Origin of the sequence: Chroococcidiopsis sp., assembly GCF_051657925.1 — a bacterium.
Classification (GTDB): domain Bacteria; phylum Cyanobacteriota; class Cyanobacteriia; order Cyanobacteriales; family Chroococcidiopsidaceae; genus Chroococcidiopsis.
Window position 1 is genome coordinate 1 of record NZ_JBOFLP010000249.1, and the last position, 20,666, is coordinate 20,666.

The 20,666-nt window shown below is 45.1% G+C and carries 20 protein-coding genes and 1 pseudogene; 7 read left to right on the plus strand and 14 right to left on the minus strand.

Annotation, left to right across the window (positions count from 1 at the left end; translation table 11 throughout):
* Both ACRC32_RS20170 and ACRC32_RS20175 read left to right on the plus strand, forming a co-directional pair.
* Window positions 1-191 (plus strand): hypothetical protein (locus tag ACRC32_RS20170; protein WP_438555650.1); only part of this gene is annotated, 191 nt, incomplete at its 5' end.
* A gap of 15 nt (window positions 192-206) precedes the next feature.
* Window positions 207-1,007, plus strand: coding sequence for a class I SAM-dependent methyltransferase (locus ACRC32_RS20175; protein ID WP_438555651.1), 801 nt, complete (start codon window positions 207-209; stop codon window positions 1,005-1,007).
* A 141-nt stretch (window positions 1,008-1,148) separates the two neighbouring features.
* Here ACRC32_RS20175 and ACRC32_RS20180 read toward each other — a convergent pair whose 3' ends face one another.
* The 8 genes and pseudogenes from ACRC32_RS20180 to ACRC32_RS20215 all read right to left on the minus strand — a co-directional run bounded on the left by ACRC32_RS20180 (window position 1,149) and on the right by ACRC32_RS20215 (window position 6,908).
* Window positions 1,149-1,730, minus strand: a complete 582-nt coding sequence (locus ACRC32_RS20180; protein ID WP_438555652.1) for a DUF924 family protein — start codon at window positions 1,728-1,730, stop codon at window positions 1,149-1,151.
* 15 nt (window positions 1,731-1,745) lie between these two features.
* Window positions 1,746-2,279, minus strand: a complete 534-nt coding sequence (locus tag ACRC32_RS20185) for an SRPBCC family protein (protein ID WP_438555653.1) — start codon at window positions 2,277-2,279, stop codon at window positions 1,746-1,748.
* Window positions 2,280-2,471: 192 nt separating this feature from the next.
* Window positions 2,472-2,828, minus strand: a pseudogene (locus tag ACRC32_RS20190) (four helix bundle protein).
* 76 nt (window positions 2,829-2,904) lie between these two features.
* Window positions 2,905-3,855 (minus strand): AAA family ATPase, encoded by a 951-nt coding sequence (locus ACRC32_RS20195; protein WP_438555654.1) that lies wholly within the window; start codon window positions 3,853-3,855, stop codon window positions 2,905-2,907.
* Window positions 3,856-3,924: 69 nt separating this feature from the next.
* A complete protein-coding gene (locus ACRC32_RS20200; protein WP_438555655.1) occupies window positions 3,925-5,013 on the minus strand; it encodes a DUF4350 domain-containing protein in 1,089 nt (362 codons plus the stop codon).
* Between the two features lie 123 nt (window positions 5,014-5,136).
* Window positions 5,137-5,733: a DUF4129 domain-containing protein gene (locus ACRC32_RS20205; protein WP_438555656.1), complete on the minus strand. Its 597-nt coding sequence runs from the start codon at window positions 5,731-5,733 to the stop codon at window positions 5,137-5,139.
* 95 nt (window positions 5,734-5,828) lie between these two features.
* Window positions 5,829-6,317, minus strand: a complete 489-nt coding sequence (locus tag ACRC32_RS20210) for a DUF2243 domain-containing protein (RefSeq protein ID WP_438555665.1) — start codon at window positions 6,315-6,317, stop codon at window positions 5,829-5,831.
* 279 nt (window positions 6,318-6,596) lie between these two features.
* Window positions 6,597-6,908: an RNA recognition motif domain-containing protein gene (locus ACRC32_RS20215; RefSeq protein WP_106547358.1), complete on the minus strand. Its 312-nt coding sequence runs from the start codon at window positions 6,906-6,908 to the stop codon at window positions 6,597-6,599.
* Between the two features lie 256 nt (window positions 6,909-7,164).
* On the opposite strand from ACRC32_RS20215, the gene ACRC32_RS20220 reads away from it, so the two are divergent.
* Window positions 7,165-7,959, plus strand: coding sequence for an LmeA family phospholipid-binding protein (locus tag ACRC32_RS20220; RefSeq protein WP_438555657.1), 795 nt, complete (start codon window positions 7,165-7,167; stop codon window positions 7,957-7,959).
* A gap of 33 nt (window positions 7,960-7,992) precedes the next feature.
* On the opposite strand, the gene ACRC32_RS20225 is transcribed toward ACRC32_RS20220, so the two are convergent.
* The 3 genes from ACRC32_RS20225 to ACRC32_RS20235 all read right to left on the minus strand — a co-directional run bounded on the left by ACRC32_RS20225 (window position 7,993) and on the right by ACRC32_RS20235 (window position 12,947).
* Window positions 7,993-9,378, minus strand: coding sequence for a UDP-glucose dehydrogenase family protein (locus ACRC32_RS20225; RefSeq protein WP_438555658.1), 1,386 nt, complete (start codon window positions 9,376-9,378; stop codon window positions 7,993-7,995).
* A 117-nt stretch (window positions 9,379-9,495) separates the two neighbouring features.
* Complete coding sequence (locus ACRC32_RS20230) at window positions 9,496-10,470, minus strand: UDP-glucuronic acid decarboxylase family protein (RefSeq protein ID WP_438555659.1); 975 nt, start codon at window positions 10,468-10,470, stop codon at window positions 9,496-9,498.
* 359 nt (window positions 10,471-10,829) lie between these two features.
* Window positions 10,830-12,947: a cation:proton antiporter domain-containing protein gene (locus ACRC32_RS20235; protein ID WP_438555660.1), complete on the minus strand. Its 2,118-nt coding sequence runs from the start codon at window positions 12,945-12,947 to the stop codon at window positions 10,830-10,832.
* Window positions 12,948-13,604: 657 nt separating this feature from the next.
* Between ACRC32_RS20235 and ACRC32_RS20240 the strand changes: the two genes are divergently transcribed.
* Window positions 13,605-15,053 (plus strand): general stress protein, encoded by a 1,449-nt coding sequence (locus ACRC32_RS20240; protein ID WP_438555661.1) that lies wholly within the window; start codon window positions 13,605-13,607, stop codon window positions 15,051-15,053.
* Window positions 15,054-15,150: 97 nt separating this feature from the next.
* The gene (locus ACRC32_RS20245; RefSeq protein ID WP_438555662.1) at window positions 15,151-15,624 is read left to right on the plus strand and encodes a BON domain-containing protein; all 474 of its coding nucleotides are present in this window, start codon (window positions 15,151-15,153) and stop codon (window positions 15,622-15,624) included.
* 81 nt (window positions 15,625-15,705) lie between these two features.
* Here ACRC32_RS20245 and petL read toward each other — a convergent pair whose 3' ends face one another.
* Window positions 15,706-15,801 carry a cytochrome b6-f complex subunit PetL gene (gene petL, locus ACRC32_RS20250; protein ID WP_015155924.1) on the minus strand — a complete coding sequence of 32 codons (96 nt, stop codon included), beginning with the start codon at window positions 15,799-15,801 and terminating at the stop codon, window positions 15,706-15,708.
* Window positions 15,802-16,019: 218 nt separating this feature from the next.
* Here petL and aroB point away from each other — a divergent pair, with 218 nt between their 5' ends.
* Window positions 16,020-17,138 (plus strand): 3-dehydroquinate synthase, encoded by a 1,119-nt coding sequence (gene aroB / locus ACRC32_RS20255; protein WP_438555663.1) that lies wholly within the window; start codon window positions 16,020-16,022, stop codon window positions 17,136-17,138.
* A gap of 317 nt (window positions 17,139-17,455) precedes the next feature.
* Here the strand turns inward: aroB and ACRC32_RS20260 are convergent, their stop codons facing one another.
* Entirely contained in the window at window positions 17,456-18,277 is an 822-nt protein-coding gene (locus tag ACRC32_RS20260; protein ID WP_438555666.1) for a peptidoglycan DD-metalloendopeptidase family protein, read from the minus strand.
* 140 nt (window positions 18,278-18,417) lie between these two features.
* On the opposite strand from ACRC32_RS20260, the gene ACRC32_RS20265 reads away from it, so the two are divergent.
* Complete coding sequence (locus ACRC32_RS20265; RefSeq protein ID WP_438555664.1) at window positions 18,418-19,620, plus strand: HhoA/HhoB/HtrA family serine endopeptidase; 1,203 nt, start codon at window positions 18,418-18,420, stop codon at window positions 19,618-19,620.
* A gap of 11 nt (window positions 19,621-19,631) precedes the next feature.
* Here the strand turns inward: ACRC32_RS20265 and ACRC32_RS20270 are convergent, their stop codons facing one another.
* Window positions 19,632-19,973: a DUF760 domain-containing protein gene (locus ACRC32_RS20270; RefSeq protein WP_015155920.1), complete on the minus strand. Its 342-nt coding sequence runs from the start codon at window positions 19,971-19,973 to the stop codon at window positions 19,632-19,634.
* Window positions 19,974-20,666 lie beyond the last annotated feature (693 nt).

Genomic DNA, 20,666 nt, shown 5'->3' on the forward strand with positions numbered 1-20,666 from the left:
GCGATCGCCAAGGTCAACTCGTCAGCGCGATCGCATCGCAATCTTTTACCAATAAATCTCACAAACTTCAAGTATCATTGGCTAGTCAAAACCCCCAGCCAGCTTATTTATTATTAAATGTTCAAACTAGCGATAAAAATGATTTAATCAAAAGTTGTATTGTAGAAATCGATTCTTTAAAAGTATCCTGACCCGGCTCCCCTCTTATGGAAGATCGAAGATTAGAAAGAGAAAAACAGTTTCACGATGCTTGGGCTGCGGTAATTGATGTTGAGGGAATTCGGGTAGCAGACTATTTTGAAGCTTGCACGGCTCCAGAAAATCGATTTATTCTCAGACAGATGGGAGACGTGCGTGGAAAAAAAATCTTAGATTTAGGTTGTGGTGCAGGAGAAAACAGTGTCTATTTTGCTAAGAAAGGGGCGCTATGCATGGCATCTGACTATTCTCCAGGTATGGTAGAAGTTGCCTTAGATTTAGCAGCTAAAAATGGTGTAAAAATCGAGGGACGAACGATGGATGCATCTGCTCTAGATTGTCCCGATAATTCTTTTGATTTTGTTTACGCTGCCAATTTACTACACCATCTTCCCGATCCTCGCACTGCTATATTGGAGATGCATCGAGTCCTCAAACCTGGGGGAAAAGCTTGCTTTTGGGAGCCATTAAAACACAATCCTATTATCAACGTTTACCGTCGAATTGCGACTAAAGTTCGCACGGAAGATGAAATGCCGCTTGATATTGCGATCGTTAAGTTTGTCGAACAGCATTTTTCTCATACCAATTACGATACTTTTTGGATTGCCACACTCTGGATATTTTTGCAATTTTATTTAATTGAAAGGGTCGATCCAAACAAAGAGAGATATTGGAAAAAAATAATTATTGAACATCGGCGATTAGCACCAGCATATTGGCGACTAGAGAAATGGGATAAGCTGCTGAAAAAAATTCCCGGGATGAAGAGATTTGCTTGGAATTTGGCAGTTGTGGCAACAAAATAATCAGTTAACAGTTAACAGTTAACAGTTGTCAGTGAAAAGGGAGCAGGGAGCAGGGAGTAGAAAAGAACTTACCTCCCAATCGCGCACAAATGACAAATGACGTAGGGCGAAGCCCTTCCCGAAGGGTATGACAAATGACTACTAAAAAGAAGAACCTGGCTGTTGCAAAAACTCTTCTTCTTCTGGGGTAGAGACTCGCTCTAAAATTTTGTTGCGGTGGGGAAAGCGTCCGAATCTTAAAATGATTTCGCGGTGACGTAAGGCATAGGTAATTGCATCAGCACTATCAGGATCGCCGCTCAACTGTTGAAATAGAGCTACAGAACGATTTTGATCCTCTAGGTTTTCGCTGTGTTCAAAAGGACAGTAAATAAACCAGCGTTGTACGGGTAATAATTCGCGATCGTAGCCTTGGGCTATGGCATACTCTGCGGTGGATAGGGCTTGCCAGTCAGTTGCGAAAGCTTGAGACTTACCGCGAAACATATTGCGAGGAAACTGATCGAGAAGCAAGATCAAAGCCAGACAGCTAAGGGGAGAACTTTTCCAGTTGTCTAAATTCCCTGCTGCGGCTTGCTCGTAATCGCTCAGAAAGCGGGCTTCCACTTCTCGATCGAATTCAGGCTTTTTAATGAACCAAATCTGTCTTGGTTTTCCATAACTAGCCTGTTCGGGAGAACCAAACCAAAAATCTAAAATTCTTTTTGCCTGTTCTGATGACATGGCTGACAAACAACTCTATTGATTCTTACAAATCGCTTGCCTCATTTTCCGCATATTTTCTGGTAATTCAAATTGCATCGCTTGTTGAATAAAAATCGATGGAATTGGAACGTTAGGCGTAGCTTGTACGGCATAAGTGAGTAAAGTGCCAATTCCGCAATCTTGCAGGTTTAAATCTGCTGTAAAGTCGGTGAAAGTACCTTTTTCCATGCGAAACTGAATTCGCTGCTGTACTTCCTCGAACACGTTTAAATAGATTTCAACTTGAGCAGTGAAAATCAGAAAGGCTTTGCGGGCAACTTGATATAAGCGCTTCACCTCACCTCGCTGCAAAACTTCGCTCTGGATCACGTCGGGGAAATATTGTACCCAACGAGGATAATCGGTAAGCTGCTGCCAAACTTGCGATCGCTGCATTGGTAGATACATACACGCTGTCACAGCCCCGCCCCATGCTGAATGGGGGCGCGTTTGAACTAAAATTTCTCCTCGCATTAAAGCTGTTTGTTCTGTCTGACCGATCGTCGTACCTGTATACATTGCTGTCATACTAACTTCGTTATTCCTCACACTCATGCAGTTGGCGATCGCAAGCAGTATACTGCTTACTTTACCTATAGTTTTGTTAAGAGATGGTGAACATACTATAAAGGTTCCCCAAATTTTGCCAAAAACGATCTGTCGTAGGAGAATTCGGAATTCGGAATACCCCTACGGGGAAGCAAGCTACGGAATTCGGAATTATTTCTGTTTTAGTTTTCGGGTGGAGGCGACAAGAATACCGACAATTTCTGATGCTTCTATTAGTAAAGGTTGAAATTTATTGAGTTTAACCATACCAGATTCAATGAGAATTTCTAACCATTATTCTGTTTCACGGGCTTCTTTGAGGGCGATTTCTAACTTACTTAAAAAATCTTTGTCTGATTGTGCGGATTGTGCTTCACGGACATTTGCACCAACACTAGTACCACTCCTAAGTAACTGCCTAAATCAAGTTCTACATACCCCTGGCTTGTCGTCTAAAAAACTACAAGCTTTAATTACTCTAATTGCAAATTTCTGTATTCTCTGAGTAATAGGAGTGTAATTAGTCATGTCCAAGTCGAGAGTTTAGGATAATTTTATATAGTTTAATTAGAGGCATCTTGAATTCCAAATTCCGAATTCCAAATTATCTTGGAACAGGAACTTGATTTAATAAGTTAGTAATTAATGTTTCAATTTGAATCCCATCGAGCAAACTTTCGGGTTTGAGGATGAGACGGTGACGCAGCAGGGGTGGGGCTACAGCTTTGACATCATCGGGGGTGACGTAATCTCGTCCGGCAAGCCATGCGGCGGCTTGACTGGTTTGCAGCCAAGCTACGGCACAACGAGGGGAAGCACCCAAAGTTAAATCGGGATGTTGGCGCGATCGCTGTACTAGGGTAAGCAGATAGTCTAGAATTAGCTCTGCTACTTGTACCGATTTGACTTCCTGACGCGCCTGTAAAACCAACTTCACGTTAGCAACGGGTTCGATTTGAGCAATATCTAGCCGTCGAGATTGAAAACCCTTTTGGCTGTTCAGCAGCATTTGCTTTTCATGCTGGCGATCGGGATAGTCTACCGTTAATTTGAATAAAAACCTATCTAGTTGGGCTTCTGGTAAAGGATAAGTTCCCTCAAATTCCAAAGGATTTTGCGTGGCGATCGCCCAAAATAATTCTGGTAGCGGCAAGCTTTCACCATCCAAAGTTACTTGCTGTTCTGCCATTGCTTCTAACAAAGCGGCTTGTGTTTTGGGTGGCGTGCGGTTTATTTCATCTGCCAACAAAACCTCCGTAAATACGGGTCCCTTTTTCAGCGTAAAGTTGTGACTGTTAAGGTCGAGAATATTCGTACCTGTGATATCGGCAGGTAAGACATCTGGTGTCAGTTGCACGCGGCGAAATTCTGCTTGAATAAGTTGCGCCATCACTTTCACCAGCAGAGTTTTTCCGGTGCCTGGTACACCTTCTAAAATGACGTGTCCCCCCGCTAGCATTGCCACCAGTAATTGTTGTACTAATTGAGATTGACCGACAACAACTTGGTTGAGGGCTTCACTGAGGCGATTTAATCCAGCGCGGAGTTCGGGCATGAGAAGGGGTAAGTAGGGATTAGAGTAGGGGCGCACAGCTGTGCGCCCCTACTGAAAGAAACGTGATAACTAATCAGGTTTAACATAACTGCGGATGGTGCGCCATTGTTTTAACCAATTTAATAGGTCTTTGTCACTGGGGCGGCGTTTTTGCCCATGCAGCCGCAGCAATTGTTCGAGTTCGGTAGGCGATCGCCCCGTTTGCTGTACCCATGCTTGAATCAGTTCTTGCCGTTCTAAGGGAATTTGTCCGAGTCCCAAGGCTTGCTGGAGTTGTTGTTGCTCGGCGTTACTAACTGTATCTATGACAAAATCGCTGGCTTGGGCTTTTCGCAGGACTCCTGCTAAAGCTTCAATATAAGCAGTGCTATTGTCTGCGATCGCTGTTTTGAGAGTGGCTGGTTGCCCGAAACGACGATTGCTAGCCAGAATAAACACAAATAGCACGATCGCGGTTTGAAATAGGGCAGCAGCTAAGGGTCTTTGTGCTAAATAAGATAGGACATCTCTTTCACCCGGTTCTCTTACCTCTTTATCTCGGTAGCCGTGAATGTATTCGTCTACCCAGATCGATCGATTGGCTTGAGTCACAAGTTGAGCTAAGTATTTATAGTTATTGGGATAGTCTTGGTAGGCATTTGCTGCCAAATAAGGGGTGACACAGAATATGACCTGTCCTTCACCAATTTTTTCTTGCCATACAACTGCACCATAGCGATCGCCCAATAGCGATCGCTGTTGCTGGTTTATCCTTGCTCTGCGCCGCGTATCAATTTTAATATTAATTAACTCATCGTTTTGTTGCTTGGTGCTAAAGTCAGCTGGTGTTACCGGCTGGCGTACGCCCAAAATTATCAAAGTATTGCCTCGTTCTACCCACTGCTTTTCTGTGTCATTCAAGCCGGAATTTTGTTGGTTAAGGACGCGCAGCAATGTTATTTGATTTTGTTTGCTTAACTCGCTGGATGGTTTTTGCCATCGCTTGACAGGCGTGCCTCGGTTTTGCATGTATGCATACCAAGCTCCATATCCATCGGAGCTGCGGCTATAGGTAGAGCCAAGACGCGAAGGATTATTGGGTGCAGTAACTAGGCTGAGAAACACGATCGCGGCGATCGCGATCGCCCCTAGCCACCATCGACGACGTAGATTTTTCACGCTCCACCAACCATGAAGAGAATTCGCAGCTATACAAACTCAATCTACCCAGGCGGACGTTTGTGTAGTGCCATTCTAGTCTGTGCGCCTAATTAAATTTGTGCAATAGATCTATTCTTAGATTTATTCTTGTCTGGCAATATCTCGATATGCCTGCTGACATCTTTCAAACGTCTCTGATAAAATCTCACTGTCACTAAAGCATAATTGCTCGTGGGTAGTAATCAGCGTGCGATAAGACTGAGACTGGGGTAGTTGTTGAACTAATTGTAAGTATTCCCGATCTGTGCGACTAGGTTGATGGCGAACGAGCGATCGTTCGTGCAACAGTTGTAACGTTGCCATATACAAACAGCGACAAGCTTCGCGATAGTTCCCTCGATCGAAATAAGTTTGCGATCGCTTTAACCAAGCTTCGACTGGCATTTCACTGGTTCTAGAAGTCGTCTTGCCACCAACAGCGCGCCTAGTTTTCAATTCTATGAAATAAGATTCCAACCGCTGCCATACATACCTCACTAGCCACAGCAACAAGGCAAATGCCGCTATCCAGGAGATCGCTTTTAATCCCTCCACTAACCATGAAGGGATGCCTTCTGGCAACTGGGGAATGTTTTTATTCAACCTCATCGTTTGGAGTTCGAGCCATTCCCCTACCTGTTGCTGTAATTGAGATAACTGCCAACCTATGCTATTTTTTTCAAATTCACTGTTTGCCATTGGTCATTGGTCATTGGTCATTGGTCATTGGTCATTGGTCATTTGTCGTTTGTGAGTAGTGAGTAACTTTTGACTTTTGACTTTTGACTTTTGACTTACGACTTACTAATTACTTTTTCTTCAGACTTTATCAGTATCCATCCTGCGATCGCTAAAATAGCGCCTAGAACGAGAAAACTGATATCCCAAATTAACTCATTAGTCCCTGGCTTGACATGGTGAATGCCGAGAATTTGATGGTCGATCAATCCCTCAAAGAAGTCGAATAATCCTACGCCTAGCAACAAAGCACCAAAGAAAGTTTTGCCCGACCAAAACACGTTTTTTTGTTCGCCTGCCCGCCAGAGTAAAAATATTCCTAATAAAGTTAATATCCACGTAGCAGCATCGAAAAATCCATCCCACACCATGTTGACTTTCATTTCTGCAACAGTGACAGTCGGTCGAACGCTGCTGAGCATGTGATGCCATTGCAAGATTTGATGGAGCAATATCCCATCAAATAGTCCGCCAGTTCCCAACCCAAGGATAATTCCAGATGCAATTAAAGGGTTGCGCTGCGTGCGAAGTTGATTTGCTTCCATTTTCAGTCCTCTGCGACAGTTCATTTCACGATGGCAGTCCACCGCGTGAATTTCTTCTGTCTGACGGTAAAGATAGGCTGGCGATCGCCAACCAATACAAAAGGCTGAAGGGAGCATATTTCTCTCCTTCAGCCTCTTAAATGCAAACTGATTTGCGTATCTTGTCTTGACTCAAAAGAATGCGTACTAGAAGTCTAAGCGGCGAGTGGGCGTTGCCTACCCTACTATACTTCTATGCTTTTGCCCTTAACTTCTGACTTCTGACTTCCGACTTCTTTCCTAGTAGCTTCTAGAAGATTCGCGGCGGTTATAGCTACCTCTGCTGTTGCCAGTTCTACTACCACCTTCCTCGCGTGGCTTGGCTTTATTTACCTTTAGCACTCGTCCCATCCATCTAGCGCCATCTAGCTCCGAAATAGCAGCTTCTTCTGCGTCTTCTGTTTCCATTTCAACGAAACCAAAGCCACGCGGACGACCGCTTTCTCGGTCTATAGGTAGCTGTACTCGTGTCACAGTGCCGTAATCGGCAAATACCTTAGTCAAATCTTCTTGGGTAACGTCATATGACAAGTTACCTACATATATGGACATTACTGCTGTCTCCTGAGTCCGATCGTTGTCGAGATGACGGTTCGGAGGAGCATCTGAATTAGCAAACACAAACACAACTGCCGAATGTATCTCTATTTTAGAATAGCACGAAATCGCTGTAACTTATACTGGCTGCGGGAATGATTAGTTTACTTTCCTCAAATGATTAGTATTACCTATGGTGCAAACCTTGCTAGCTCGTTCACATTTTGTTACAAAAGGAGAGTATGGATAACTTCTACAATCGCGTAAACTTATGTTTGGCGGATTAACTGGTTTTACTAATCCTACTGGCACTGATTGGGGCGAGCAGATGCTCAATACTGTCGCCAGCAAGACGATTCGTCACTTGTTTACACAAAGCGAGTCGGTAGAAGTCTCTGTTCGTTGTTACCCTTCGAGTAAACTCTTGCAAGGTAGCATTGATAGTTTCAAGATGAGCGGTCGCGGTTTGCTGATCCGGCGCGAATTTTGGGCAGAGGAGATGTCGTTTGAGACGGATGCTGTAGCGATAGATTTCAGCTCTGTTCTAGGTGGTAAACTTGCCCTCAAACAACCGACTCAAGCTGTAGCTCAAGTTACGCTATCAGAAGAAGGAATTAACAGGGCGTTTGAAGCAGAACTGGTGAAAAAACGCCTGCTCAATTTGACTTTACCTAGTTTGACTGAATTATCTGGCGGTAAGCCAGTCTCGTTTCAGGAAGTTCGGGTAGAGTTATTGCCGGAGAATGAAATTAAGCTCTGGGCTAAGGCAGACTTATCTCAAGGGGAATTAGTACCAGTTAGCCTAACAGCAACTTTAGGTATTGAACGGCGGCGACGAGTACAATTTCAAAACCCCAGATTTGAAGTAGAGACGCTACCAGAATCTCAACAAGAGACTTCCCTGGCTTTAGCACAAGCTTTGGCAGAAATTCTGAATAATATGGTCGATCTCGATCGCTTCGACTTAGATGGCGTTACTATGCGACTCAACCGCTTAGAAACTAAAGGCAAGCTGTTAGTTTTTAGCGGTTATGCTCAAATCGAGCGCGTACCTGGAAAAGGATAGAGCGTGTAGAGCTAGTCTACACGCTCTGTCGTTTTAGCGTCCTACGCCAACGTAGTAGAATCCAGCTTGTTGTAAGGCTTCGCGATCGAGGTAGTTACGACCGTCAATCATGACGGGGTTAGTCATCAACGATGCCATCTTGTTGTAGTCGAGATTGCGGAACTGCTGCCAATCAGTGACGAGGACTAGAGCATCGCAGCCATCGGCAAGGCGTTCGGGATCGGTTTCTACCAAAACGCCCGTTAGCCCGTGACGCATTCCAGATTGAGCAACAATTGGATCGTAGGCTTTTACCTTTGCTCCTAAGCGGTTGAGATGCTCGATTAAATTGAGAGCAGGAGCATCGCGCATATCATCGGTATCGGGTTTAAATGTCAGTCCTAATAGTCCGACTGTTTTCCCTTTGAGGATCTTGAGTACCTGCTGGAGTTTTTCTACGGCAATTAAACGCTGGCGCTGGTTAACGCTAACAGCAGCCTTAAGCAGGTGAGTATCGTAACCGTAGTCATCAGCAGTACGAATGAGCGCCGAGACATCTTTGGGAAAGCAGGAACCACCCCAACCAATGCCTGCTTGCAAGAACTTATTACCAATGCGGGAATCTAAACCGATACCTTTAGCAACTTGGGTCACATCTGCACCGACGCGATCGCAAATATTGGCAACTTCGTTAATAAAGCTAATTTTAGTGGCTAAAAATGCGTTTGCTGCATACTTAATCATCTCTGCCGAACTAATATCGGTGGCGAGAACTGGTACGAGGGGCAAAGACTTGTCTTCGGCGTACTGGCGCTCGATAATTGGAGCGTACAGCTCTTGCATCATGGCGATCGCTTTGGAGCTGCTACCACCCAAGACAATGCGATCGGGATTAAAAGTATCGTATACGGCACAACCTTCACGCAAAAACTCAGGATTGCTAACGACATCAAACGCAGGTACGCTTTCCAAAGTCGTGACTTCGCCACCACCAGCGCCAACTAACACCTTCTGGCGTTCGACAATGCCATCGAGAACGATCATTCGTACCCAGTCACCAGAGCCGATTGGCACTGTAGACTTGTTGACGATCACTTTATATCCGCCATCCAAATGAGCGCCAATGCTGCGGGCTACAGCCTCAACATAGCGAGTATCGCTTTCTCCAGTTGGTAGCGGTGGAGTGCCGACGGCAATAAATAAGATTTCTCCATGTGCCACTCCGCCACCGATGTCTGTGGTAAACTCTAACGTCCCTGCCTGCATTGCTCCAGTCATGATCTCGGACAGCCCTGGTTCAAAAATCGGAGACTGTCCGGCTTTCATGAGCTTGACTTTCTCTTCATTGTTGTCCACGCAGATGACATGGTGTCCAATGTGAGCTAAGCAAGCACCCGTAACTAAACCGACATAGCCTGTACCAATTACGCAAACACGCATATACTTTTGTCCTCAACGGTGTATGGGTGATAGAAGTTTAAGATGTGAGCTTGGGTCTGGAGTGCGAACGATGCAGATATAAGCGATCGCCCATTCTCCTAGCTAGACAAATAGTTACTAGGAAGTACTAACAATTCCCGCCTCGCTGTAACTTGTTGGCTGGGGTTGCTGCAAGCGCTGCCGAAAATCTTCTACTGTCAGTTTTAATCCTTCTGATAGAGGCAAAGTTGGTTCCCAGCCTAGCCAGGTTTTAGCGCGGGTAATATCTGGGCGGCGACGGCGCGGATCGTCTTGTGGAAGGGGCGCAAATTTAATTTCTGCTTGAGGGTTTACCAGATTGCGAACTGCTTCAGCTAGTTCTAGAATGGTATACTCGTCTGGATTGCCTAGATTGACAGGACCAATTTGCTCTCCATTCATCAATCGCATTAATCCTTCTACCAAGTCAGACACGTAGCAAAAACTGCGAGTTTGAGAACCATCACCATACACCGTCATCGGCATATTCTTCAAGGCTTGTACGACTAGGTTACTCACAACTCGTCCATCGTTTTCTAACATGCGGGGACCATAGGTATTAAAGATCCGCGCCACGCGAATATCGACATCGTTTTGTCGATGGTAATCAAAGGCGAGAGTTTCAGCAATGCGCTTGCCTTCGTCATAACAAGAGCGAATGCCAATCGGATTGACGTTACCGCGATACTCTTCGGTTTGCGGGTGGATTTCTGGATCGCCATAGACTTCTGATGTAGAAGCTAGCAGAAATCTTGCTTTGACTCGCTTTGCCAGTCCCAGCATATTCAACGTTCCCATCACATTAGTTTTGACGGTTTTGACTGGGTTGAATTGGTAGTGAACGGGAGACGCAGGACAAGCCAGGTGATAAACTTGGTCTACTTCTAGGCGAATTGGTTCGGTGATGTCGTGACGGATTAATTCAAAATAGGGATGATCCATCCATTTCAAGATGTTACGCTTGTGTCCGGTGTAGAAGTTGTCTAAGCAGATAACTTCGTGTCCCTGTGCCATTAATCGGTCGGTCAGGTGAGAACCTATAAATCCAGCGCCGCCAGTGACCAAAATTCTCATAGATTTTCTTGTTAGTTACAGCAGTCTTAACTAGACTCGTTAAGTATTATTACCAGAGCCGTGTTTTTATGGCAAACGCTCTGTGATGCAATCGAGCATACAGAAGTTCGATTGGCAGTGCCGAACGGGAAAGTCGAGCATACCAACACACATGCTTAGTTGATTATTCCCTAAGTTAAACAAAAACTAACGATCGCTAGTTACAAAAACCATGATAGTAGGACAAAATTCACGAAATCTAAAAATAATCTTTATAAAACTTGTTGTATTTATGTGCTATAAGCAGCTACCAGTTGTCAGGTATCAGTGACCAGGGACTTGTCATGCTCCCTCAGCTTCCGATCGCTCTCTTCTTCCCCTCACTCCTCACTACTCCCTGAAAAGCTGGCTGGTTGTGGTTCGCCTAGCATGATCAAAGAACAAGCGATCGCTCCGATCAGCTGGGTTGTAGTGTCGGCGATTGTTAAACCGCCAGCACTCGTTCGTCGCCTAGTGGAACGTATGACGACGAGATCGCAGTCCTTAGCTACTTCTAGAATTGCTTGAGTGACGTTAGGGTGAGGCTTAATGCGAATTTCTGGGTGGTCTGGTAGAGCCAGCTTATCAACCAACAGAGAGAGTTGCGATCGTATCCAAGCGACTCTGCCTGGAGTTGTATTGCGATCGCAGATGTGTAACACAACAATATGCGCTCCATTTGCTGCGGCTAACAAACTGACAAATCTCAAGACGCTAACTGCTTGTAATGTAATATTCTCTACTGGGACTAAGATTTGTCTAAATTCTTTGGGCGATTTGAGTAAGCGGCTAACAGCTACCGGACAGTGAGCTGCCCATAAAACGCTATCGATGACATTGCCAAATAAGCGGGCGCGTAAACCAGTGCGTTGTCCCCAGCCCATGACAATTAAACTAGCGTGTTGCTCTTTGGCAGTGCGGCTAATTCCTTGGGCGATCGCATCGTCAATCCTTAATAAAGGTTCTGCTTCTACTCCTAGTTCGCGGCTTAAGTTGGTGGCATTTTCTAGTAGGGTATCGCCGCGTTTAAAGGCTGCTTCTAATTGGGGTGCATCCATATGAGCGGTAGCTTTGGCGATCGCTAGAGGAAGGATTCTACCCTGAGCTTGGCGAGCGAGTAAAGCTGCCATTTCAATTAAGTAACGCTCTGTTTTCGGGTTATAAACGGGAACCAAGACACCAAATGGATGTGTTGCCGTTTCGCCTGTACTCCAATAAGGTGACACTGGCTCTGGTTCTAATTCTTGGGTAGCATCGATCAAAGTGGGGGCTACCCGACTCGTGACCAGTGGTCCGAGAGTTGCAGTTACGAGTAACAGTACGATGACGCTGTTTAACACCTCTTTAGTCAACAATCCTGCCTCGTAACCTACTAGCGTAGCTGCTAGAGTTGCTCCTACCTGTGGTACTGACAAAGACCACATGGTCAGCATTTCATTCCACTTGTAGCGATAAATCAGTTTGGCAAAATATGCTGCTAAAAACTTACTAACGATCAGACCAGTGACAATAGCTAAAGTTAGCGTGATGGAGTTAACGCTGGCAATGAAAGCGGGAATATCAATGAGCAATCCAAGGCTGACAAAGAAAATCGGAATAAACAAGACGCTGCCGACGAACAGCACTTTTTCTTTGACTGGTCCTTCCCCGACAGCATCATTCACTGCCAAACCAGCCAGGAAAGCGCCGACAATCTTTTCTACGCCAATTAATTGAGCGCCCACTGCTGCAAGAAATACTGCTAATAAGACAAATAAGAACTGGTTGCCCTCATCGTCACTCGAACGCTTGAAAAATTCTTTGCCTGCGCGATCGAATCCAAACAAAACTACGATTGAGTAGACGACCAAAGAGCCAATTAAAGTGGCTAGTCGGGTAGCAGAGAAATCGCCCTGATGAATAGCCACACAAATGGCTAATACTAACAACGCGCCAATATCGGTGAAGATAGTCGCTCCAATCGTGACGGTGACAGCTTCATTTTTTACTACCCCTAAGCGGCTGACGATCGGATATGCCAGTAAGGTATGGGAAGCAAACAGGGAACCAATTAGGATAGAAGTGTTCCATTTACCAGGAAAGAAAATTAGCCCTACTGCTGTGCCCATAATTAGGGGGACTAAGAAAGTCAAGCTACCAAAAGTTAGCGAGCGATTCCGTGTTTGTCGAAATTGCTGCATGTCAATTTCCAAGCCTGCGACAAACATCAGGTAAACTAACCCGATCTCTGGCAGCAAATCCATTGGTGGCGTTCCTCGCTCCAGTATCTTTAACCCTTGCGGACCCAGCGCTACTCCTGCTGCCAGCAATCCGACTAATCCTGGAACTTTCAAGAAGCGCTCGAATAGCAGTGGTACGAATAAGATGACTAGGAGCAAAATTAAAAACGGAACTATCGGTTCTTTGATGATGCTTTCAGAGGCTGGTGCTGCAGCAAATACGTGTAGTAGATGTTCCATGTATATTCGAGCGGGCAGCGATCGCGCCAGATAAGTAAATAAATAACAGGGTGGTAGACCCTACCCTGCCAGCGAGTGAAAATTTACTACGAAGATAATGGAATTTTCACATAAAAAAGACCTATCTGGAGGGAGATTCATCTGAATCAGATTGGGAACTGGCGATAGGTAATGATTAGTTATTTGTTGTTGCTCGCAGTCCCAGCGCAGAAATAGTGTTTGATGTCAAAGCTACCAATTACAGTTGCTCATTTCATCAAACACTAGATGTACTTTTGCAAAAATACAAACGAGTTAGGGTACTATCCATTTTCTAAACGATTTTTGAGAAAGGTAGGTGTAGAAAGTTGGATCGGGAAAATCAAAAGCTAAAGAATTCAACTTGGCTCGATTTGGTAAAAATTTGTTTTAGCTAAAAAAAGAATTCAGTGCGAATTAATGACAATAAAGGACAAATTCAGTAGTAATTAGACCCATCTTAAGTTATATAGATTGACGAAAATATAACCTCCCTATTGGTAGAGTCATGTTTCCAACTTCGGACTGAGGAAATTTAAAGTTCTGTAAGTAATAAATAGAAATAACAGCACAAACAACAAAACAAGAATTTGTATTTGTGCCAGTGTTGTCGATACCGAACAAAAGGGGGGTAAAAAAATGGCAGTAGGTCAACACAAACGATCTGTCGGTGTGTTTGCCAATCGCCACGATGCGGAAACTGCGATCGGGGAGCTGAAAAGTGCGGGATTTCCCATGCACAAGGTCACGATTATCGCCCAAGATGCAGACCGCAAAGCCGATGTTGCTGGCGTAAACGTTCAAGATAAAAATCAAGCTGGCAACAAAGCCGATGAAGGTGCAACCGCCGGAGCGCTCACGGGTGGAACTTTGGGAGGTATAACTGGTTTACTCGTGGGTCTAGGAGCTTTGGCAATCCCTGGAGTCGGTCCCATTATGGTAGCTGGGGAGTTAGCTACAGTTTTGACGACTACAGTAGCAGGTGGTGCGATCGGTGCGGCTGCGGGTGGTCTTGTTGGTGCTTTAATTGGTTTGGGAATTCCAGAAGAACGCGCTCAAGTTTATAGCGATCGCGTCGATCGAGGCGATTATCTAGTAATTGTTAAAGGCTCCGATGAAGAAATTGCCAGAGCAGAAGCAATTCTCAACCATCGCGGGATTGAGGAATATGGCGTGTACGACGCTCGTGATGTCGATACAACGCCCTCCGCTACACCTATGGGGAGCAGTTATACAAACACAACTGCCGACTATACTCCTGCCGCTACAGGAATGCCAGTTGGCTACAGTGCTGGTTATATGCCAGGAATGACTCCAACCGCAGACTATGCACCTGGCACTGTCGCACCTGGAGCTGTCACGCCTGCGGCAGATAGATCTGTGTATCGTAGAAAGCGGGCTGTAGGTGCATTTACTAGCCGCCACGATGCGGAAACCGCACTAAATCAATTGCGGGACTCTGGTTTTCCAATGGATAACGTAAACGTAGTATCCAAGAACGCAGACCGTATCGATAATATTGCTGGTGCAGATGTAAAGAAGAACGTTGGCAATAAAGCTGACGAGGGCGCAGCTGCCGGAGCGTTAACTGGTGGTGCTCTTGGGGGAATTGGGGGTCTTTTAGTTGGTTTAGGCGCTTTAGCGATCCCTGGAATTGGTCCAGTTATGCTTGCGGGTGCAACAGCAACAACCATAGCTACCGCACTTTCAGGTGGTGCTATTGGTGCAGCAGCAGGAGGTCTTGCGGGTGCGTTGGTTGGTTTAGGCATTCCTGAAGAACGCGCCAAAGTTTACAACGATAGACTCTCCAGAGGAGATTATTTAATTTTCGTAGACGGCACGGAGGAAGAAATTCGTCAAGCTGAGTCAGTTCTGCATCATCGTGGGATTCAGGAATGGGGGATCTACGATGCACCCGATGCCGATACTCCTCGCCGGAGTGAATATGCTGCCACAGACACGCGCGACACCGTTCGTGGAGGTGATGTAATTGACTCCGATACTCGTCGCACTAATTACGATTCAGGTGTAGTCGATCCTAACGACCCCAAAGTCATTATCGTTGACAAACGCGACTCGACTTTATAAGCCCTGTAGTTGGCAGTGAGTGGTGAAGAGAACAATTACTCACTACCTCACTACTGACTAAAATTGTTTGAACTACTTTCCATTGAGAGACTGAGAAATGAAAAGATTATTTCCATTATTACTAGGTGGCTTTATTGCCCTTGGTGCATTTGGGTGTGAAGCGGGTGTAGAAAAAACCAGTACCGAAGCTCCTAATTCAGCTAACCAAACTGGTGAGGTGGCTGACACCGAAACTGCTCAGCAGAATCAAGAGGATGCCACTGGCGAAATTCGCCGAAAGCAATTAGACGCTGATATTAGAGCTAGAGAGCAGCGCAATAACGCTACTGGGGGAGATGCTCAACGAGCTGACGCGGATTTAGAAAGCGAAGTTCGCAGCAAGTTAGAGGCAAACTTACCCGCAAGTCAATTAGCAGTTGAAGCTGAAGACGGAGCCGTGAAAGTTTCAGGTACAGTGCCGACTCAAGAGCAACTCGATCGCATTGAGCCATTGGCAAGGGAAATTAAAGGGGTACAGCAAGTGAGCGTTAATGCCCAAGTTGCCCCAGCACAGCAAAAACCAGAAAGCTAATAACTTCAATACACCACTATGAGATCGCCTCTTTACTCAAAATAGTAAAGAGGCGATCTCTTTATGGTTATGGATTTAGATTTAGATGATCTTGGCAGCTCGCAGACCGAATAATAAACCTACAGCCAGAGCGAAGAATCCACCTAAAAAGCCGATGTAAGCAATAACTCCCAACATTTCTGTAATTTTCCCAAAAATAACTAAAACTATTGAAACATTTATTGAGATAGAATACAGCCTACAGTCGATAGGTCATTGGTCATTGGTCATTTGTGAGTGGCGCTTGGTACGTGGTGAGTGGTGCGTGAAATACTTGCGACTTGTGACTTGTGACTTGTCTTGCTCCCTACTCCCTACTCCCTACTCCCTTTCTTCACTGATAACTGATAACTAATATGCATACAATTATTGATGTAAATATACCTCAGCAGGCTTATAAAATCGCGATCGCAGCGCCAGGATTGGAGCGTCTAGGTGAGTGGATGGGCGAATTCAACCTGGGGAAAAAGGTTTTGCTGGTTTCTAATCCAGCGATTTTTAAACAATATGGGGAAAGGGCGATCGCTTCTTTGCAAGCAGCTGGTTTTGATGCCACTAGCTGTACCCTACCAGCTGGAGAACAATATAAAACCCTTACCTCAGTTCAAAAGATTTATAATGCAGCCCTAGAAAAGCGCTTAGAACGGTCTTCAACCTTGGTAGCTTTAGGTGGTGGTGTGATTGGCGATATGACGGGTTTTGCCGCTGCTACGTGGCTGCGAGGAGTTAATTTCGTTCAAGTTCCTACTTCTCTGCTAGCAATGGTAGATGCAGCCATTGGCGGGAAAACTGGCGTGAATCACCCCCAAGGCAAAAATTTGATTGGGGCATTTCATCAACCAAGATTGGTTCTCATCGATCCGCAAGTCCTGCAAACTCTTCCCGCGAGAGAGTTTCGGGCGGGAATGGCAGAGGTAATCAAATATGGTGTGATTTGGGATGCGGAGTTATTTGCCCAAATGGAACAGAATAAGCGCCTAGATCAAATGCGCTATTTGGGTGCAGATTTACTCCAGAATATTCTCAACCGTTCTTGTCAAGCAAAAGCTGATGTGGTGAGCAAGGATGAAAAAGAAGCAGGACTGCGAGCAATTCTTAATTACGGTCATACTATCGGTCATGCTGTAGAAAGTTTGACTGGTTATCGTGTCGTCAACCACGGCGAAGCTGTAGCGATAGGAATGGTAGCCGCCGCTCAAATTGCTGTAGTACTAGGAATGCTTTCCTCAGAAGATGCTAGTCGTCAAGATGCATTGATTCAGAAAGCTGGTTTGCCTACACAGTTACCAACAGGGATAGATATTGAAGCAATTATAGATGCTTTGCAAACTGACAAAAAAGTAAAAGACGGCAGAGTAAGATTTATTTTACCGACTCAAATTGGTGCGGTTGAGATTAGCGATAAAGTATCGGCAGATATAGTGCGTCAAGTATTGCAAAAAATGGTAATAGATACTGGGGAAGTCAAAAGTTAAAAGTTAGAAGTCAAAACATTTGGAATTTGTCACTGCACTTATCTTCTTGAACTTTTTCTAATACAGGAATTATCATTTGACATTAATAGGGGCAAATGTTTCAAATCGAAAAAGTCTAATGCCAATGATTCTCCATCCAAGCAAGCTAATTTTCCTTCCCATAATGTATTGGTTAGGTTCTAGGAAGTACCAAAATTACTGGTCGGAATGCTTCTTAAATATTTCTGAGATTACCACAAAATTAAAAATAAAGCGATCGCCTTCACCTGCAAAATTATTGAGTTTGTTTTCGTTTTAACTTTTAACTTTTGACTTACTTAACGTTTTACTACTTTTAAATACGCTGTCGGATCTTCTGCCACCCATCCCAAATCGGAAGCGTAGCGAATTTCAAAATGCAGGTGGGATTGAGTCGATGTCGGCGAACCTGTATTACCTACCGTTCCTAAAATTTGCCCCAATTTAACAGTTTGACCAGCTTTGACAGCGATCTTTTGCAGTTGGGCGTAGCGGCTTTGTTTACCCTCTTGGTGGTTAATGACGACTAAATTGCCATAAGCCCCTTGTTCGCCAGCAAACGCTACCGTTCCCGCGCCTACTGTCCTCACAGGGGTTCCAATGGCGGCTTCTAAGTCTAAACCACTGTGAAAGAAAACTTTTCCCGTACTAGCATTCAACTGCCAGCCATAAGCCAAAGCTACTGTTGCTGCTTTTGGTAGTGGATACCTTGTTAGAATCCCTTTGGCAGTATTAGTAGGCGGCTGGGGCGACCAATTCACCCCAGGAACGAAAACCTCTTTGGCAACTGGTTGACAGCCGTTGGCTTCAAACAAGACATCAGAACGAACTTGATACCTTTCGGCTAGCTGCTGCCATGTTTCTCCTGGTGTGGCATTGACTTTGATGCCGTTATAGGGAGGAATGACTATCTTACTGCCGACTGGCAACTTTCCATTTGGCAGATTACGACTTTGCAAAATGGGATTCATTCCGATCAAAGTAGCTGGAATAAGATTGTATTGTCGAGCTATGCTGTCTAAAGTATCGCCTGGTTTGACTGAATGGCGAATTAGGCGAGATAAGGCAGCTGGGGGACAAGTTGTCGTCTGACTAGTGCCGTTCGGATTGGCTTGAGCCATTATTGGAATAACACATTCTAAAAGTGTTGCTAGTAGGAGTAGCCTCCAGCACGAAATCTTAAGGTGGAAGGCGTGTAAGGCTATTGCTCGATCGCACTTAGTAATTAGCATCTACGTTTCTGGCTATAGGCGCAAAATTTATGGGTTTGTCGTTAAAAACACTGGCTTTCTCTTCTACTTTACTTGTCTTGGGTGGCGGTGCTGGTTTTTGGGGCAGTCGCTATGTCGATTTTCACTTCTCTCCCCAACCAAAAACGATTTCTGTTGCCGTACCACCAATTGCTTCAGGAGGACAAACACCGTCAGTGGGAGGATTAGCAGTAGCAAGCGATCGCAATTTTATCGCTACTGCCGTCCAGCAAGTGGGACCAGCTGTCGTGAGAATTAATGCGACCCGTAAAGTTGCCAATCAATTACCCGAAGCATTTAACAATCCTCTATTCCGCCGCTTTTTTGGCGGACAGAAACCGATTCCTGACGAAAGAATCGAACGCGGGACTGGTTCTGGATTTATTCTCAGTCCTGACGGTCGGTTATTGACCAATGCCCATGTCGTCTCCGAGGCAAGAACGGTTCAAGTCACGTTGAAAGACGGTCGCACATTTGAGGGCAAAGTTGTCGGTGTCGATCCGGTGACGGATGTTGCTGTTGTCAAAATTAACGCTCGTAATTTGCCGCGAGTCAAGCTCGGTAACTCAAAAAATTTAATTCCCGGGCAGTGGGCGATCGCGATCGGCAATCCTTTAGGCTTAGATAACACCGTCACGATTGGAATTATCAGCGCTACCGACCGCACAAGCGCCCAAGTTGGCGTACCGGATAAGCGCGTTACATTTATTCAAACTGATGCGGCAATCAATCCTGGTAATTCTGGCGGACCCTTATTAAATACTGAAGGGGAGATCGTGGGTGTCAACACGGCAATTCGCACCGATGCTCAAGGACTCGGTTTTGCCATTCCGATTGAAACTGCTGCCCGCGTTGCCAATCAGTTATTTAGCAAAGGACGCATTAGCCATCCTTTTTTGGGCATTCAAATGATCGATTTAACCCCCGCATCGAAAACTGAAATCGCCCAGGAAACCGATTTAAAGGTCGAAATCGATTCTGGCGTACTCATCGTGCGCGCGATCGCTAAATCTCCGGCGGCGCAAGCTGGGCTGCGGGCGGGAGACGTGATTCAGAAAATCAACGGCAAGACGGTAGCTAAATCGTTGCAAGTTCAAGAACAGGTGGAATCAACGACCTTGGGAACAACTTTGACACTCGAAATCAATCGCCAGGGTGTCATTCAGACTTTTCATGTCAAACCAGGCGCTTATCCCGCCGACGAACTCAGTTAGGCTTGTAGCGCTTAATCTCCACCATTAGACTCTTGAGGCGAGGTAGCGGCATCAGCTAAATTTTCTAGCTGCATTCTTTGTTCCATTTGCCGCAGAAAATAGCCTGTCATCATGGCTGATGCTAAAATTCCTGCTAGATTCTCGCGATCGGTCACGATTTTCACGTTGAATTGCTCTGAAGGTAACATTCCTACCAGCCCTTGGACGTTTTGGGAGATGATTTGTTGAATGTCTGGGCTGACAGACTTAGCAACGCGGGCTAGAATTTCCGGCGATTGCTGTTGAAGATATTTCAACAATGAGTTAGCTTGCGTTTCTTCGCGATCGCTCAAAAAGTCAGGATTAAAGGTCATAAGCAGTGTTTTGTCGCTGTAGTATCGAATCTATGGGATTGAGAATTTTTCTATACTAAAAAATAATAACTAAGTGCTAATATTTAGCTATTGTAGCTTTCACTCTAGGGCAACTCATTTTCTTTACCTGCGTTGGAAATGTGGTTTGCTTTACCGCTCGGTCAAACTTTCCTGCCTGGGTGAGAGCTAGAACCATTTTTGGTATGTCAACTAATCCCGATCTCTAGATCCAACACTCGGTTTTTGGTGTTTTCTCAGCTAGAGCTAGACCTGTTGCAGGCAAACCTTGCGGACTAAAATATTAATTTTTTTTACTGATTTATTAAATAAATTGTATCAGATGTTTTGAGGATCGAATAGAGAGTGTACGTCTTCAGAGTAGAGCAAGATAGTAAAAAACTGGTGAAAATCGGCAAAATGCTGTTACCAATCGGAAAATTGAGTCATTTTACCTGAAAAAAGCCAGAGAAAAGAGATATTTGCCTGACTCCTTCTATTTGCTCAAATAGAGGACTTGCTTTCAATATCCTCAGCTATCTTCTAGATCGTCACCCAGCTCTAGCTGCTGATATTTAGATTGCCGCTCTTTAACCTGATGTCCTTGCCCCAGAAGTTGTGGTAGTTGCTCGATTTGGAAGTATTGATGAAATTTTTCGGTTAATTGGAGTAGGGAGGAGCGAGAATCTGACTGGC

Excerpts from the sequence above, each read along its gene's own strand:
- ACRC32_RS20175 (WP_438555651.1), top strand. The coding sequence starts at position 207 with ATGGAAGATCGAAGATTAGAAAGAGAAAAACAGTTTCACGATGCTTGG.
- ACRC32_RS20180 (WP_438555652.1), bottom strand. The coding sequence starts at position 1,730 with ATGTCATCAGAACAGGCAAAAAGAATTTTAGATTTTTGGTTTGGTTCT.
- ACRC32_RS20185 (WP_438555653.1), bottom strand. The coding sequence starts at position 2,279 with ATGACAGCAATGTATACAGGTACGACGATCGGTCAGACAGAACAAACA.
- ACRC32_RS20195 (WP_438555654.1), bottom strand. The coding sequence starts at position 3,855 with ATGCCCGAACTCCGCGCTGGATTAAATCGCCTCAGTGAAGCCCTCAAC.
- ACRC32_RS20205 (WP_438555656.1), bottom strand. The coding sequence starts at position 5,733 with ATGGCAAACAGTGAATTTGAAAAAAATAGCATAGGTTGGCAGTTATCT.
- ACRC32_RS20210 (WP_438555665.1), bottom strand. The coding sequence starts at position 6,317 with ATGGAAGCAAATCAACTTCGCACGCAGCGCAACCCTTTAATTGCATCT.
- ACRC32_RS20215 (WP_106547358.1), bottom strand. The coding sequence starts at position 6,908 with ATGTCCATATATGTAGGTAACTTGTCATATGACGTTACCCAAGAAGAT.
- ACRC32_RS20220 (WP_438555657.1), top strand. The coding sequence starts at position 7,165 with ATGTTTGGCGGATTAACTGGTTTTACTAATCCTACTGGCACTGATTGG.
- ACRC32_RS20225 (WP_438555658.1), bottom strand. The coding sequence starts at position 9,378 with ATGCGTGTTTGCGTAATTGGTACAGGCTATGTCGGTTTAGTTACGGGT.
- ACRC32_RS20230 (WP_438555659.1), bottom strand. The coding sequence starts at position 10,470 with ATGAGAATTTTGGTCACTGGCGGCGCTGGATTTATAGGTTCTCACCTG.
- ACRC32_RS20235 (WP_438555660.1), bottom strand. The coding sequence starts at position 12,947 with ATGGAACATCTACTACACGTATTTGCTGCAGCACCAGCCTCTGAAAGC.
- ACRC32_RS20240 (WP_438555661.1), top strand. The coding sequence starts at position 13,605 with ATGGCAGTAGGTCAACACAAACGATCTGTCGGTGTGTTTGCCAATCGC.
- ACRC32_RS20245 (WP_438555662.1), top strand. The coding sequence starts at position 15,151 with ATGAAAAGATTATTTCCATTATTACTAGGTGGCTTTATTGCCCTTGGT.
- petL (WP_015155924.1), bottom strand. The coding sequence starts at position 15,801 with ATGTTGGGAGTTATTGCTTACATCGGCTTTTTAGGTGGATTCTTCGCT.
- aroB (WP_438555663.1), top strand. The coding sequence starts at position 16,020 with ATGCATACAATTATTGATGTAAATATACCTCAGCAGGCTTATAAAATC.
- ACRC32_RS20260 (WP_438555666.1), bottom strand. The coding sequence starts at position 18,277 with ATGGCTCAAGCCAATCCGAACGGCACTAGTCAGACGACAACTTGTCCC.
- ACRC32_RS20265 (WP_438555664.1), top strand. The coding sequence starts at position 18,418 with ATGGGTTTGTCGTTAAAAACACTGGCTTTCTCTTCTACTTTACTTGTC.
- ACRC32_RS20270 (WP_015155920.1), bottom strand. The coding sequence starts at position 19,973 with ATGACCTTTAATCCTGACTTTTTGAGCGATCGCGAAGAAACGCAAGCT.